This is a genomic window from Phenylobacterium sp. (assembly GCF_036563385.1).
GTDB lineage: Bacteria > Pseudomonadota > Alphaproteobacteria > Caulobacterales > Caulobacteraceae > Phenylobacterium.
Genome location: NZ_DATCML010000016.1, coordinates 134313 through 148321, shown reverse-complemented (window position 1 = coordinate 148321; position 14009 = coordinate 134313). Strand labels below are relative to the sequence as shown.

Annotated in this window: 15 protein-coding genes; 3 read left to right on the top strand and 12 right to left on the bottom strand. The window is 69.9% G+C overall.

Annotated features, from left to right (window positions below):
* Window positions 1-106: 106 nt before the first annotated feature.
* Complete coding sequence (locus tag VIL67_RS18365) at window positions 107-1372, top strand: Xaa-Pro dipeptidase (protein ID WP_332050371.1); 1266 nt, start codon at window positions 107-109, stop codon at window positions 1370-1372.
* Between the two features lie 173 nt (window positions 1373-1545).
* Here VIL67_RS18365 and VIL67_RS18360 read toward each other — a convergent pair whose 3' ends face one another.
* From VIL67_RS18360 to VIL67_RS18315, 10 genes are all read right to left on the bottom strand, one after another.
* Window positions 1546-2688 (bottom strand): acyl-CoA dehydrogenase family protein, encoded by a 1143-nt coding sequence (locus VIL67_RS18360; protein ID WP_332050370.1) that lies wholly within the window; start codon window positions 2686-2688, stop codon window positions 1546-1548.
* Between the two features lie 57 nt (window positions 2689-2745).
* On the bottom strand, window positions 2746-4248 hold the full coding sequence (locus VIL67_RS18355; protein ID WP_332050369.1) for a tetratricopeptide repeat protein: 1503 nt from the start codon (window positions 4246-4248) through the stop codon (window positions 2746-2748).
* Entirely contained in the window at window positions 4245-4898 is a 654-nt protein-coding gene (gene yihA, locus VIL67_RS18350) for a ribosome biogenesis GTP-binding protein YihA/YsxC (RefSeq protein WP_332050368.1), read from the bottom strand. The genes VIL67_RS18355 and yihA overlap by 4 nt, the downstream gene beginning before the upstream one ends.
* Window positions 4895-6709, bottom strand: coding sequence for a membrane protein insertase YidC (gene yidC / locus VIL67_RS18345; protein ID WP_332050367.1), 1815 nt, complete (start codon window positions 6707-6709; stop codon window positions 4895-4897). The genes yihA and yidC overlap by 4 nt, the downstream gene beginning before the upstream one ends.
* Window positions 6710-7120 carry a ribonuclease P protein component gene (rnpA, locus tag VIL67_RS18340; protein WP_414696223.1) on the bottom strand — a complete coding sequence of 137 codons (411 nt, stop codon included), beginning with the start codon at window positions 7118-7120 and terminating at the stop codon, window positions 6710-6712.
* Window positions 7121-7246: 126 nt separating this feature from the next.
* Window positions 7247-7381 carry a 50S ribosomal protein L34 gene (rpmH, locus tag VIL67_RS18335; protein ID WP_068877158.1) on the bottom strand — a complete coding sequence of 45 codons (135 nt, stop codon included), beginning with the start codon at window positions 7379-7381 and terminating at the stop codon, window positions 7247-7249.
* A 142-nt stretch (window positions 7382-7523) separates the two neighbouring features.
* Complete coding sequence (gene map, locus VIL67_RS18330; protein WP_332050365.1) at window positions 7524-8273, bottom strand: type I methionyl aminopeptidase; 750 nt, start codon at window positions 8271-8273, stop codon at window positions 7524-7526.
* 73 nt (window positions 8274-8346) lie between these two features.
* A complete protein-coding gene (locus tag VIL67_RS18325; RefSeq protein WP_332050364.1) occupies window positions 8347-9327 on the bottom strand; it encodes an NADPH:quinone oxidoreductase family protein in 981 nt (326 codons plus the stop codon).
* 71 nt (window positions 9328-9398) lie between these two features.
* A complete protein-coding gene (locus VIL67_RS18320) occupies window positions 9399-10022 on the bottom strand; it encodes a TetR/AcrR family transcriptional regulator (RefSeq protein WP_332050363.1) in 624 nt (207 codons plus the stop codon).
* Between the two features lie 90 nt (window positions 10023-10112).
* Window positions 10113-11030: an SDR family oxidoreductase gene (locus tag VIL67_RS18315; protein ID WP_332050362.1), complete on the bottom strand. Its 918-nt coding sequence runs from the start codon at window positions 11028-11030 to the stop codon at window positions 10113-10115.
* Between the two features lie 238 nt (window positions 11031-11268).
* On the opposite strand from VIL67_RS18315, the gene VIL67_RS18310 reads away from it, so the two are divergent.
* Window positions 11269-11523: a DUF378 domain-containing protein gene (locus tag VIL67_RS18310; RefSeq protein WP_332050361.1), complete on the top strand. Its 255-nt coding sequence runs from the start codon at window positions 11269-11271 to the stop codon at window positions 11521-11523.
* 99 nt (window positions 11524-11622) lie between these two features.
* A complete protein-coding gene (locus VIL67_RS18305) occupies window positions 11623-12042 on the top strand; it encodes a DUF6491 family protein (RefSeq protein WP_332050360.1) in 420 nt (139 codons plus the stop codon).
* A 36-nt stretch (window positions 12043-12078) separates the two neighbouring features.
* Here the strand turns inward: VIL67_RS18305 and VIL67_RS18300 are convergent, their stop codons facing one another.
* Both VIL67_RS18300 and VIL67_RS18295 read right to left on the bottom strand, forming a co-directional pair.
* The gene (locus VIL67_RS18300) at window positions 12079-12912 is read right to left on the bottom strand and encodes a flagellin (protein WP_332050359.1); all 834 of its coding nucleotides are present in this window, start codon (window positions 12910-12912) and stop codon (window positions 12079-12081) included.
* 275 nt (window positions 12913-13187) lie between these two features.
* Window positions 13188-14009, bottom strand: coding sequence for a DUF72 domain-containing protein (locus tag VIL67_RS18295; protein WP_332050358.1), 822 nt, complete (start codon window positions 14007-14009; stop codon window positions 13188-13190).

Here is a 14009-nt window from a genome sequence, read left to right as displayed (position 1 = left end):
GCCCGCTCCTCGTTCCGGCGGGTTCCGATAGCGGACGAGGCCCCCTCTGTCACCCGCCGCGCGCCGTGCTAAGGCTGCAGCCTGTTCCGGCGTGAGGGGGGCTGCGATGAAGGCGTGGGTTGCGGCGGCGATCGCCGCGTCGATGACGGCGGGCGCAGCGCAGGCGGCGACGGTGGCGGTCTCGGCCGACCGGCTGCTGGACGTCGCCACCGGACGCTACGTGGAAAAGCCGCTGGTCGTCATCACCGACGGCCGCGTCGTCTCGGTGGCTCGCCAGGGCGATGCGGTCCCGGCCGGGGCCAAGCGCGTCGACCTGCCGGGCGTCACCCTGCTGCCGGGCCTGATCGACATGCACGTCCACCTGACCAGCGTGGCCAAGATCGGCGGCTACAACTACCTGGAATACTCCGACGCCTTCTGGACGGCGGTGGCCACCCGCCACGCCAAGGACACCGTCGAAGCCGGCTTCACCACCGTGCGCAACGTGGGCTCGGAATTCTACGCCGACGTCGGCCTGCGCGAGGCGATCGACGGCGGCTACATCCCGGGCCCCCGGGTCGTGACGGCCACCTATGCGCTCGGCGCCACCGGCGGCCACTGCGACTCGACCTTCTTCCCGCCCTCGATGGGGGAGAAGAGCCCCTTCACCATCGACAGCGCCGAGGAGGCCCGAGCCAAGGTCCGCCTGGCCAAGAAGTACGGCGCCCAGGTGATCAAGATCTGTGCCACCGGCGGGGTCTTCTCCCGCGGCCCCTCGGTTGGGGCCCAGCAGCTCAGCCTCGACGAGATGAAGGCCGTGGTGGACGAGGCCCACATGGCCGGCCTGAAGGTCGCCGCCCACGCCCACGGCGCCGCCGGGATCAAGGACGCGATCCGCGCCGGCGTCGACACCATCGAGCACGTCAGCCTGGTGGACGACGAGGGCATCCGGCTCGCCCGCGAGCGCGGCGCCTACTTCAGCATGGACATCTTCAACACCGACTACACCCAGGCCGAGGGCAAGAAGAACGGCGTGCTCGAAGCCAACCTGGCCAAGGACCGCGAGGTGGCCGACATCCAGCGGGAGAACTTCCGAAAGAGCCTCAAGGCCGGCGTGAAGCATGTCTTCGGCTCGGACGCGGGCATCTACCCGCACGGCCAGAACGCCCGCCAGTTCGCCGTCATGGTGCGCTACGGCGCCACCCCGCTGCAGGCCATCCAGTCGGCCACGGTGGTAGCGGCCCAGGCGCTTGGCCAGGAAAAGGACGTGGGCCAGGTGAAGCCCGGCGCCTTTGGCGACCTGGTCGGCGTCACCGGCGACCCGCTGGCCGACGTGACGGTGCTGGAGCGCCCGGTCTTCGTGATGAAGGGCGGCGAGGTGGTGAAGCGCTAACCGCCTCCTCTCCCGCTTGCGGGAGAGGGTAGGGTGAGGGCCGGCTGGGACCTCACCGCCACTCCGGATGCGGGCCCGAGGGCCCTCGCGCTCTCATCCGGCGCGATCCAGCTGCATGAGCCGGGCCCTCACCCCACCCTCTCCCTCGCCCTTCGGCGCGGGAGAGGAGGGAGTCAGATCGACCGCGCGACCACTTCCTTCATGATCTCCGACGTCCCGCCGTAGATCCGCTGCACCCGCGCGTCGCGCCAGAGCCTGGCCACCGGGTACTCGTTCATGTAGCCCGCGCCGCCGTGCAGCTGCAGGGCGGCGTCCACCACCTCCCACTGCAGCTCGGTGTGGAACAGCTTGGCGGCGCTGGCCTCGGCCGCGGTCAGCTTGCCCTCCAGGTGGCGGGCGATGCACCAGTCCAGGTGCGCCCAGCCGGCCTGCAGCTTGGCCTTCAGCCCGCCCAGGGTGAAGCGGGTGTTCTGGAAGTCGAAGATCGACTGCCCGAACGCCTTGCGCTCCTTGGTGAACTTCACCGCCTCGTCGAAGGCCCGCTGTGCCCCCGCCTGGCCGGACACGGCGATCCCCAGCCGCTCCTGCGGCAGCTGCTGCATCAGGTAGGCGAAGCCGCGGCCCTCCTCGCCAAGGCAGTTGGTGATCGGCACCCGCACGTCTTCGAAGAACAGCTCCGAGGTGTCGGCCGAGTTCTGCCCCACCTTGTCGAGGTTGCGGCCGCGCTTGAAGCCTTCGCGGTCAGCCTCCACCAGGATCAGCGACACGCCCTTGGAGCCGGCATTGGGGTCGGTCTTGGCCACCACGACGATCAGGTCGGCGTTCTGGCCATTGGTGATGTAGGTCTTGGAGCCGTTGACCACATAGTGGTTGCCGTCCTTGCGGGCGGTGGTGCGCACCCCCTGCAGGTCCGAGCCGGTGCCGGGCTCGGTCATGGCGATGGCGGTGATCGCCTCGCCGGAGACCATCTTCGGCAGCCACTTCTGCTTCTGCTCTTCCGAGCCGTAGTTGGCGATGTAGTCGGCGACGATGTCGGACTGCAGGGTGATGCCCGCGCTGGACCCCGCATAAGCCAGCTCCTCGTCGATGATCGCGTTGTAGCGGAAATCGAGGCCGAGGCCGCCGTACTCCGGCGGCACGGTGGGGCACAGCAGGCCCGCCTCGCCGCAAGCCCTCCAGAACCCGCGGTCGACGACGCCCTCCTCCTCCCAGCGGTCGAGGTTCGGCGTGAGCGCGCGGTCGAAGAACTTCCGCACCTGGTCGCGGAAGAGGTTCATGTCCTCGTCGTAGACGGTGCGCGTGTCGGTGGTGAGCATCTGACGGATCCTGCAGGCGTTTTCCGCCTCCAGTTAGCCGCCTGACGCGGCGTCCGCCTAGGCCGTCGAGCCGTGCCGCACGGCGTGCACGACCTCCTCCACCACAGGGCCCCACTCTCCCCGCTCGGTCTGCCGGTACAGCCGGACCGAACCGTACCAGGGCATCTCCGAGCCCTCGGCGCCATAGCGCCACTCGGGGGTGGACGGCAGCAGCACCAGGCACGTCTGGCCAATCGCCCCGCACAGGTGCGCCAGCGCCGTCTGCACCGAGACCACCGCGTCGAGCTGCGCCGCGAGGGCCGCCAGGTCGTCCATGTCGCCGAGTTCGTCGGCGGCGAAGCTGCGGATCGGCCGAGCCAGCCCGGCGTTCGCCTGCGCCAGCTCCTCGGCGACCTCGCCATACTGCAGGCTGACCACTTCGCAGTCCTCGAGCGCCAGCAGCGGCCGCAGCTGGTGGAGGTCGAGCGAGCGGCGCGTCCGGCCCGTGGTGGCCACGCCGCCGCGCCAGGACAGGCCGATGCGCAGCCGCGTGGTCCTGGGGCCCAGCCGCGCCGCCCAGCGCCCCTGCGCTTCGGCGCTGGGACGCAGGTACGGTCGCCCGGGGAAGCTCGCCCGATCGGGGCGGAAGGCGCAGCCCAGACTGCCGAGGGCGACGATGCGGTCCACGTCGCCCTGCCGCACCCGGGCCTGCGCCGGGCCGGTGAACAGGCCCGTCGCGAAGGAGCCGGCGAACAGGCGCTCGAGCCGCGGCTCCGCCACGCAGGTGACCGAACGCGCCACCTCCAGAAGGTCGGGGACCATGCTGGCGAACATGATCTGGTCGCCGATCCCCTGTTCGCCCAGCAGAAGCACGCGCTGTCCGGCGAGATCGGCCTTGGTCGGCGCGAGCGCCAGACGCGGCGCCAGCGCCGGCGCCACCACCCCTGCTGAGCGGGCCAGGAACGGCTTGGTCTTCCAGCGGTGCTCGTAGTCCGGCCAGCCGGCGAAGTCGCCGAGCGACAGGCGAACGATCCCGCGGCGATATCGGGCGAACGCGTCCTGCGGGTCGGCCGCCACCGCCGCGTCCAGCAGGGGCAGGGCGGCGGCAGGGTCGCCGATGGCCGCCAGGGCCTGGCCCAGCTTGGAGCGCGCGGGTCGCGCCTCGGGATCGTCCGGCGGCACCGCGCGATAAGCGTCGCAGGCCGCCTCGAACCGCCCAAGCCCTGTCAGCGCATCGCCGAGCAGCAGCCGCGCTGTGGTGTTGGCGGGGTTGGCGTCCAAGGCGGCCTGCGCCAGCGCCAGGGCGGCCTCGAAGGCTTCGCGCTCGATCAGCAGCAGGCCAAGGTTCCAGAGCGCTGTGGGCTGCCCCGGCTGCAGGTCCAGCGCCGCCCGGAAGCTGCCCTCCGCCTCGTCCGCGCGGCCCACCGCCGCGAGCGCCGAGCCTCGACTGACCAGGGCCCCCACATGCTGGGGCCGCGCCGCAAGCAGCCGGTCGAGTTCGGCCAATCCGCCGGTGGGGTCGCCAGCCTTCAGCCGCGCGAGCGCCGAGCGGAAAAGCGGCTCGGCGTCCGCGGTGTTCATGGCCCCTCGAACACCGCCGTCGCCTGTGCGATCTCGGCGCGCAGCTCAGGGATGCCGGCCCCCTTCTCAGAGGACGTGGCCAGGACCCGCGGGAAGGCGGCCGGCCGCTTGGCGATCTGGGCTGTGGTGCGTTCGGTCACCGCCGCCACTTCGGACGCCTTCAGCTTGTCGGCCTTGGTCAGGACGATCTGGTAGCTCACCGCCGCGACGTCGAAGGCCGCCATGGCCTCCTCGTCCACCGGCTTCAGGCCATGGCGCGCGTCGATCAGCAGGAAGGCCCGCTTCAGGTTCGGCCGGCCCCGGAGGTAGTCGCGCCCCAGGTTCTGGAATTTCTTCACCTCGCCCTTGGACGCGCGGGCGAAGCCGTAGCCCGGCAGGTCGACCAGGCGCAGCCGCTCGGCGATGACGAAGAAGTTCACCTCGCGGGTCCGGCCGGGCTCGTTCGAGGCCCGCGCCAGGTGGCCGCGGCCGGTGACGGCGTTGATCAGGCTGGACTTTCCGACGTTGGAGCGGCCGGCGAAGGCCACTTCCGGAAGGTCGGTGTCGGGCAGGCCCGCCATGTTGACGGCGCCCATCATGAACCGCGCCTCGCCGGCGAAGAGCTTGCGCGCCGCCTCCAGCGCCTCCGCGTCGAAGGCGGCGTCGCTCATGTGACCGGGTCCGGCTTGCCGGTGACTTTCCGGATCAATTTGTCGATCGGGTTGTCCACCTTGAAGCGGCGCATGATCACCCACTGCTGGAGGATCGTCAGCACGTTCGACCAGGTCCAGTAGAGCAGCAGGCCGGCAGCGAACGGGGCCATGATGAAGGTGAACATGATCGGCATCAGCTGGAAGATCTTCTGCTGCACCGGATCGGGCGCGGGCGGGCTCATGGCCGTGGTCAGCCACATGGTCACCCCGTAGAGTAGCGGCAGGATGCCGAGCGCCAGGAAGCCGTGGTGGCCGGCGGTGTTGCCGATGATGGAGCCGATCAGCGGCACGGCCGCGGGATCCCAGGGGATCAGGCCGAACAGCGTCCAGATGTTGGTGGGATCCGGGGCCGACAGGTCCCGCAGCCAGCCCACGAAGGGCGCGTGCCGCATCTCGATCGTGACCGTCAGCACCTTGTAGAGGGCGTAGAACACCGGGATCTGCAGCAGCAGCGGCAGACACCCCGCCAGCGGATTGACCTTTTCGCGCTGGTAGAGGGCCAGCAGCTCCTGCTGCTGCTTCGCGGGATCATCCTTGTACTTCTTGCGCAGCTCCTCCATCTGGGGCTGCACCTTCTTCATCTTGGTCAGCGACTCGTACTGCTTGTTCGCCAGCGGGAAGAAGATCGCCCGCACGACCACGGTCAGCAGCAGGATCGCCACGCCGAAGTTCAGGACGTGCTGCGAGATGAAGGCCAGGAACGAGAAGATCGGCCGGGTCAGGAACCAGAAGTTCCCCCAGTCCACCGACCAGTCCAGGCGCTCGACGTTCAGCTTGGCGGAGTACTGGCGCAGCAGCGGCACCCGCTTCGCGCCGGCGATGAAGTGGGTGGTCTCGGTGACCTGCTGGCCGGGGGCCACGGTCTTGGGCTCGCCCGTAAAGGTGGCGTCCAGCACCTGGGTCGCGCCGACGTCGGTCCGGCGGAACTGGCCGGAGATGCGCTCGCCCTGGCCGGGCACCAGCGCCGTCAGCCAGTACTTGTCGGTGATGCCGAGCCAGCCGCCCGTGGAGGAATAGGCGGGACCGCCCCCGTCCTTCTGCCACTTCTTGTACTTCACCTGCCTGAGCTTGCCGTCCAGCCAGCCCACCGCGCCCTCATGGACGATCTGGTTGGCGCCGAGGTCGGCCGGAACGCCCTGGCGCTGCACCGAGGCGTATGGGACCAGGGTGACCGGCGTGGGGCCGGCGTTCGCCACCGTGTCGGTGACGGTGAACAGGAAGTGCTCGTCCACCTCCACGCGGCGGGTGAAGGTCAGGCCGGCGCCGTTGGTCGTCTGCAAGACCACCGGCCGGCCGGGCGCGAGCGCCCCGCCCTGCACCACGTTCCAGACCGTGTCGGGCGTGGGCAGGCCGGGCACGTTGGCGCCGGTCCAGCCGATGTCGGCGAACCAGGCGTGGCGGGCGCCTTCGGGGCGCAGCAGCTCCACCGGCGGCGAGTTGCGGTCCACCGTCTGGCGGTATTCGGTGAGGAACAGGTCGTCGATACGCGCACCGCGCAGCGACAGGGTGCCCTTCAGGGCCGGCGTGTCGATCGGCAGGCGCGGGCTCGCCCCGGCGGCCTGCTGGCGGGTGACGGTCTGCGGCGTCGCGGGCGGGCGCACGCCCCCGGCGCTGGCCGGCGCGGCCGCCCCCGCGGACGACTGGCGCGCGGCCTGGGCCTCGGCGCGCTTCTGGGCCGGGCTCAGCACGAAGTACTGGTAGCCCACGAACAGGAGCATGGCCGCGACGATGAAGATGATCGTGTTGCGGGTGTTATCGTCGCGTTGCATTCAGGGGGTGCGGTCCGTGGAGGAGGGGCGCGGGCCCGGCGCCTCGGGGCTCTCGCGGTCGGCGGCGAGCCTTAACAGCGCGGTTTTCACGTCGTCAAGCAAACGGTCCCAGGGGCGGCTGGTCACGCCGCCGCGGGCGATGAAGACATAGTCCACGCCGGGCTTGCCGAAGGCCGGCAGCAGCAGCCGGGCGGCCTCGCGCATTCGCCGCTTGGCGCGGTTGCGCTCCACGGCCCCGCCGATCCGCTTGGTGGCCGTAAAGCCGGCGCGCACGAGGGGCTGGGCGTCGCCGCGCGGCCTGGCCTGCACCACCACCGCGCCCTTGGCGGTGGAGGGCGCTTGGGCGCAGGCCAGGAACTCTGCGCGCGTTTTCAGCCGCGCGATCGGGAAGGCGTCGGTCACGGCAGGGATCCTACCGCGGCGTCCCGCCGCAGCGCGGCGCAAAAAGAAGCGGACGCCGCGTCGCCGCTGCGTCCGTTCTTGGAAAGCTCATGTGCATGAGGCCCGGCTCGCCTTGGGCGGACCGGGGCGGCGGCCCTAGGCGCTCAGGCGCTTGCGGCCCTTGGCGCGGCGGCGAGCAAGGATCTTCTGGCCGTTCTTCGTCGACATGCGCAGACGGAAGCCGTGACGACGCGCGCGCACGAGGCGGGAGGGCTGGAAGGTGCGCTTCACGAGAAAAGCTCCGGGTCGAAATTCGAGGCGCGGTGGATAGTGGAACCCATCGGAGGTGTCAACAGCCGGGTTCCCCGTGGGCGAAGGCGACGAGGTCCGCGAGCGCCCAGACCGGGCTCAGCAGGTCGATCCTCGCTGCGGGTCAGTCGGGAAGGGTGACCACCACCGCGCCGCGTGGCGTCGCCACCAGCGTGTGCTCGTACTGAACGGTGGGCTCGCCGCCGGGCGGGAACAGCGTCCAGCCGTCGTCGGCCTCGTCCACCCAGTCGGCTCCCAGGGACAGGAACGGTTCGATGGTGAACACCAGCCCGTCGTGGATCTTCCGCCGCTCGGAGCGATCGTGCCAGGTGGCGATCTCGGTCGGCTCCTCGTGCAGGGACGACCCCACCCCGTGGCTGGCCAAGTTACGGACCAGGGTGTAGCCGTTCTTCGTCGCGAAGGCCTCGATGCTCTTGCCGATGGCGGCCAGCTCCGCGCCGGCCCGCACCTGCCGGATGCCGCTCCACAGCGCACGTCGGCCGTCGCGGCACAGCCGCTCCACCTTCGGGGTCACCGGCGGCACCGCGAACGAGGCGCCGGTGTCGGCGAACACCCCGTCCAGCTCGGCGGACACGTCGATGTTGATCAGGTCGCCCGCCTGCACCCGGCGCTCGCCAGGAATGCCGTGGGCGACGTCCGGCGCCACCGAGATGCACGTCGCGCCGGGGAAGTTGTAGGACAGCTCCGGGGCCGAGCGCGCGCCCGCGTCCTCGAGCATCCGGCGGCCCAGCTCGTCGAGCTCGCGGGTGGTGATCCCCGGCTCCAGCGCCTGACCCATGGCCTGGAGCGTGCGCGCCACCAGCCGCCCCACGGCCTTCAGCCTCTCCAGCTCTTCCTCGCTGCCGACGGTCATGGGCGGGCTCCTTCTGCCGCGATTGTGGCGCGCGCCGGCTCGCCACGCAAAGCCTGGAGACGGCTGATGCGGCTCAGAGATCCGGCCGGACGATGGTCTTCCCGACGACGGTGCGCTGCGCCAGGGTCTCGAACGCGTCGCGCCAGTCGTCGAGCGGGTACTCCCTGTCCACCCGCGGTCGCACCTTGCCCTCTTCGGCCAGCTTCCAGATGGCCGCGTGGTTCTCGCGGCCCTTCTCCGGGAACTGCCGGCCGTATTCCCCGGCCCGTACGCCCATGACCGAGAAGCCCTTGATGAGCGCGATGTTCACCGGCAGCACCGGCAGCCTGCCGGAGGTGAAGCCGATCGACAGGATGCGGCCGCCAAAGGCGATACAGCGGATCGACTCGTCGAAGACGTCGCCGCCGACCGGATCGTAGATCACGTCCGCCCCGCGCCCGCCGGTCAGCGCCTTCACCCGCTCGCGAAAGCCCTGGGACACGTTCACCGTGGCGTCCGCCGCATACTCCTTCGCGATCACGGCCAGCTTCTCGTCGGACGCCGAGGCGGCGATCACCTTGGCGCCCATCACCTGGGCCAGGTCCACGGCCGCAAGGCCGACACCGCCGGCGGCCCCGTGCACCAGAACCCACTCGCCGGCCTGCAGGCGCGCGCAACGTTCGAGCGCCACATAGGCGGTGAGGTAGGCGACCGGATAGCCCGCGGCCTGGCTGAAGCTCATCCCGCTCGGAACGCGATGCAGGCCCGCCGCCGGGAGGACGGCGTACTCGGCCATGCCGCCGCGGCCGCCGCCGGCCACCGGGTCGCCTTCCTTCCAGGCGGTGACGCCCTCGCCCACCGCATCCACTTCTCCGGCGAGCTCCATGCCGGGCGTAAAGGGGACCGGCGGCTTGTGCTGATGCTCGCCGCGGGTCTGCATCAGGTCGGGGAAGTTCACCGCCGACGCCCGGACGCGGATCCGCACCTCGCCCGGTCCCGGCTCCGGCGTTGGGATCTCCTTGACCAGGCAACCTGCGTAGTCTGGGGCCAGGCGTTCGACGACGAGGGCGCGCATCAGCAGATCCGTCCTGGCAGGGAAAGCGGGGCGTGGGCCGTCTGCCGCCGTGGCTGGGCGCCCGAGGCCATCTAGGCCTTCGCCTTGGGAAGGGCGCGCAGCCCGCCCAGGATCATCGCCGCGGCGAACTCCACCGCGCCCGCCACGTCCACCGGCCTGCGCGCCAGCATCTTGTCGCCGACCTCCCGGGCCACGGCGATGCAGGCCGCCGCCATGTAGTCGGGGTCCGCCTCGGGCCCGTCGTGGCGGGCGATCGCCTCCTGCATGGCGTCGCGCACTTCGGCGAAGACGGCGGCCATTTCCGGGGTCTCCCCGTGGATGTGCGGGTGCGGCTCTCCGGGCGGGCGCTGCGCCAGCCAGCTGGTGTGCTCGTCGGCCAGGAACCGGAAGTAGGCGTCCAGCGCCGCGCGGATGAAGCCTTCCATCCCCGGCGCTTCCGCGCGCAGCTTCTTCAGCACCGGCGCGAAGCGCCGGGCGCCGTCGTCGGCGAGGGCGGCGAACACCTCCTCCTTCGAGCGGTAGTAGTTGTAGAACGTGCCCGCAGCGAGGCCCGTGCGCCGGATGATGTCGCGCACGGTGGCGGTGTCGTAGCCCAGCTCGCCGAAGACCTCGCGGGCCGCGTCGAGGATCGCCTGCCGGTTCTGGACCTTCGTCTGCTCGCGCTTGCCGACCGGGAGATAGGCGACCTTCGACATGGACCTGGACTGACTCACAAAGATGACGCGAGTCATTCTAGGCCCTTCGCGCCGCTTGCCAACCGCGAGCATGCCGGAGTTTCGATCCCGTCAGACCGTCCGCTGCGCCCGGTCCTTCTCGTTGGTCGCCTTGATGGCGTTGCGCGCCTGCTCCCACTCCGCGTCGCCCCAGCTGGCCAGCCGCGAGAAGCCGCCGCCGGTCATCAGGTGCGAGCCGCCGTCGATGGCGATGGTCTGGCCGTTCACATAGGCCGAGCCCGGGTCCAGCAGGTAGACGGCCAGGTTGGCCAGTTCGCGCATCTCGCCGTTGCGGCCGAGCGGGACCAGCGGGTCCGAATGCGCCTGCCGATTGCCGCCGCCGGGGTTCAGCCGCGCGCTCATCCCCTCGGTCGGGAAGGGACCCGGCGCGATGGCGTTGAACCGCACCCCGCGATTGCCCCATTCGATGGCCAGCGACTGGGTCATGACGTTGAGGCCGGCCTTCGACATCGCCGACGGCACGGTGAACGGCCCGCCGTGCCAGACCCAGGTGGTGAGGATCGAGACCACGGAGGCCTTCTTCCCTTCCGCCAGCCAGCGCTTGCCCGCGTCGAGGGTGACGAAGAACGAGCCGCGGAAGACGATGTTCGAGATCGCGTCGAACCCGCGCGGGGACAGGTCCTCGGTGCGGCTGATGAAGTTGCCCGCCGCGTTGTTGACCAGGCCGGTGAGCGCTCCGCCGTCGGCCCAGATCTCGTCCATGGCCTCGTGGATCGCCTCCGGCACCCGGATGTCGCAGGCCCGGCCGACGCAGCGGCCGCCCTTGTCGCCGTGCGCGTCCATCAGCTCCTTGGCGGCGTCCTCGATGACATTGCCCCGCCGGCCCCAGATGTAGACCTCAGCGCCCAGCATCAGGCAGGCCTCGGCCATCACCTTGCCCAGACCCGTGCCGCCGCCCGTGATCAGCACCCGCTGGCCCTTCATCAGGCCGGGCCGAAACATCAGGTCGTCCATCTCGAATTCGGCCACAGGCGCCTCCCGCATCTTCTGTCTGGACCCCGAGCACACGCCCCTGACGCTGCGGCGGTCAAGCGCCGGCCGCACGCCACAGGGCCGAAAGTCGTCTGCCAGGTCACGCGCGTGCGAGAACTTGGCCATGCGGCATCGAAATCTCGACCTCAAATGATGTGGCCAGTCGCTCTTGCGGAACATGTGAGCGCTCGACGGATTACGCCGCTATCAGAACTCCAGGTACGGGAATATCACCATGAAATGGCTCAACATCGTCACCCTGCTGCTCTTGATCGTCGGCGGTGTGAACTGGGGCCTCGTGGCCATGGGCGGCCATGAGATGGACCTGGTGGCGAATCTGTTCGGCGGCGACGACGCGGCCCTGGCTAAGGTCGTCTACGGCCTCGTCGGCCTGTCGGCGCTCTGGCAGATCATGCCCTGGGTCAAGTCGCTCAGCATGGGCGAGCACCACGCCGAAGCGGGTCACCGCGACCTGCACACGACGCGCTAGTCTGAAGTAAAGTCTCGACGCCGGCTCCGCGCTCCGCCGCGGGGCCGGCGCTTGCGTTTGGACGGGGCCTCGCCGGCCGGCGGGGCGGAGGGACATGCCATGACGACCTGGATCGCGCCGGCTGGGGCGCTCGCCGCCCTGGCGCTCGGCGCCATGACTTTGGCGGGCTGTACGGCCGGAGCCCGGATGAGCGCCGAGGGCGCCCCGCAGCGGACCGGCGGGCGCCAGTGCTTCTGGGCCAGCAGCGTGAACGGCTTCCGGGCGGTGGACGACCGCACGGTCAATCTCCGCGTGGGCGTGCGCGACATCTATCAGCTGGACTTGATCGGCCCCTGTCCGGAGGTCGACTGGGCCAGCCAGATCGGCATCCAGTCGCGGGGCGGGAACAGCATCTGCACGGGCCTCGACGCGGTGCTGATCGCGCCCACGTCCATCGGTCCCCAGCGCTGCCACGTGCGGACGGTCCGGCGGCTGACGCCGCCGGAAGTCGCCGCCCTGCCGGACGCCGCGCGACCCTGATCAGAGCCTCGCGGACGCCCGGCCGGACGGGTCGTCTTACCTGAACAGGCTGAGCAGGGTCGACGACGCCTGGTTGGCGATCGACAGCGCCTGGATGCCCAGCTGCTGCTTGGTCTGCAACGACTGGAGCTTGGCGCTTTCCTTCGCCAGGTCGGCGTCCACCAGATTGCCCACCCCGGCGTCGAGCGTGTCCTGCAGCTTCATGACGAAGTTCAGGTGCGACTCGAGCGACTTCGAACCCGTGCCCAGCTTCGACAGCGAGCTGGAGACGTTGATGATGGCCGTGTTGAGCGTGCCGATCATGGCCGAAGCGGCCGACTGGGTGCCGATGGAGGAAGCCGCCGTCAGGGTCCCGAGCGCCGTGCCGCCGAGGGAGAGGTCCTGGGCTGCGACGGTGATGACCGAGCTGGCGTCCGCGTTGGCCAGGGCTTCGACGGTGGCGCCGCCGCTCTGGACCATGTTCGCGCCGTTGAACACGGCGTTTTCGACCGCCTTGGCGATCTGGTCGCGAAGCGAGGCGAAGTCGTCGTTCAGGGCGGTTCGGCTGTTGGCGTCCAGGGTGGAGTCTGACGCGGCCAGGGCCTTTTCCTTCATCCGGATGAGGAGGTCGGAAATGGTCTCGCCGGCGTTGATCGCCACGTCGACGGTCGATTGACCGCGCTGGAGCGATTCCTTCACCGCGTTCAGCGAGTTGGACGTCGCACGCTGGTTCTGGGCGATGGCCCAGATGGCGCCGTTGTCCTTCACGCTCGCCACCCGCTTGCCAGTGTTGATGCGGCTTTGGGTGACCTGCAGGTCGGAGTTGGTCGAATTGAGGTTCTGGAGGGCGGCCATCGCCCCCACGTTCGTATTGACGCTGTTCATAGGCATGAACGCGGGCCCTTTCTTTTAGGGTTATGAAGCGACCGCCGTTTTGGCGGCCGGGGCGTTTTGCCCGCTCACGGCGTCGCAAGGGCCGGGCCAACCCGGCGGATTGCGGCGAATTACTCCTGGCGAAGGGGAGGCGCTAGGCAGTCACTGCCCGGCCGATTCAAGTTGTCGCGGCACGATTTGCCGACCGCTGAATCGGAATTGCCTACCTGTGGGCAATTGCTGCCCAGATATACTAAGCGTGACAACTATTGCTGTCAACAAGAACTTGCAATCTACTGTTTCTCGGCGGCCAGGGCTCCACCGCAGCGCGCCTGCAGCTCCATGGCGGCGCGCGGCGCGCGGACCTTCCCCTCATGGATGACGTAGGCGTAGACGTCACGCGGCGTCTCCGGCAGGCCCGTGCGGTCCAGAGGCTGGAAATCGGCCGGCACCTTGCCCTCCGCGTACTCCCGAAACCGGCCGGCCCACAGGTCCAGCTCCTCGGGCGTGTAGCCCGTCTCGATCTCGTCGTTGGCCGACAGCAGCCGCATGTAGACGAAGTCCGCCGTCACGTCGGGGATGTAGGGGTAGTTCTCGTTTTCCGAGTTGCAGATCGCCACGTTGTGGTCCCGGCACAGCGCCACGAACTTCTCGTCTGCAAAGCTGGCGTTCCTCACCTCCACCACGTGGCTCAGCGGCAGGTCGTGCAGCTTGCGGGGCAGCAGGTCGAGGAAGCCCGCAAACTCGTCGCGGTCGAACTTCTTGGTGGGGGCGAACTGCCACAGGATCGGTCCCAGCCGGTCGCCCAGCTCCACCAGGCCCTGGTTCAGGAAGATCTCCATCGAGCCCGCGCCGTCCTTCAGGACCTTGCGGTTGGTGCAGAACCGCGAAGCCTTCACCGCGAAGCGAAAGCCGTCGGGCGTCGCCGCCTTCCACTTGGCCCAGCTGTCCGGCTTGAAGCTCGAATAGTAGGTGCCGTTGATCTCGATGGTGGCCAGGTGGCGGGCGGCGTAGGCCAGCTCCTCGGCGTGCTTCAGTCCCTTGGGATAGAAGACCCCGCGCCAGGGCTCGAAGGTCCAGCCCCCGATGCCCGTCCGGATGACGCCGCCCGCCAT

Coding starts and splice junctions, on each gene's coding strand:
- yihA (WP_332050368.1), bottom strand. CDS start 4,898: ATGAGCGACGCCGCCTTCGACGCGGAGGCGCTGGAGGCGGCGCGCAAG.
- VIL67_RS18300 (WP_332050359.1), bottom strand. CDS start 12,912: ATGCCTATGAACAGCGTCAATACGAACGTGGGGGCGATGGCCGCCCTC.
- VIL67_RS18295 (WP_332050358.1), bottom strand. CDS start 14,009: ATGGCGGGCGGCGTCATCCGGACGGGCATCGGGGGCTGGACCTTCGAG.
- VIL67_RS18305 (WP_332050360.1), top strand. CDS start 11,623: ATGACGACCTGGATCGCGCCGGCTGGGGCGCTCGCCGCCCTGGCGCTC.
- yidC (WP_332050367.1), bottom strand. CDS start 6,709: ATGCAACGCGACGATAACACCCGCAACACGATCATCTTCATCGTCGCG.
- VIL67_RS18325 (WP_332050364.1), bottom strand. CDS start 9,327: ATGCGCGCCCTCGTCGTCGAACGCCTGGCCCCAGACTACGCAGGTTGC.
- VIL67_RS18365 (WP_332050371.1), top strand. CDS start 107: ATGAAGGCGTGGGTTGCGGCGGCGATCGCCGCGTCGATGACGGCGGGC.
- map (WP_332050365.1), bottom strand. CDS start 8,273: ATGACCGTCGGCAGCGAGGAAGAGCTGGAGAGGCTGAAGGCCGTGGGG.
- VIL67_RS18360 (WP_332050370.1), bottom strand. CDS start 2,688: ATGCTCACCACCGACACGCGCACCGTCTACGACGAGGACATGAACCTC.
- VIL67_RS18355 (WP_332050369.1), bottom strand. CDS start 4,248: ATGAACACCGCGGACGCCGAGCCGCTTTTCCGCTCGGCGCTCGCGCGG.
- VIL67_RS18320 (WP_332050363.1), bottom strand. CDS start 10,022: ATGTCGAAGGTCGCCTATCTCCCGGTCGGCAAGCGCGAGCAGACGAAG.
- VIL67_RS18310 (WP_332050361.1), top strand. CDS start 11,269: ATGAAATGGCTCAACATCGTCACCCTGCTGCTCTTGATCGTCGGCGGT.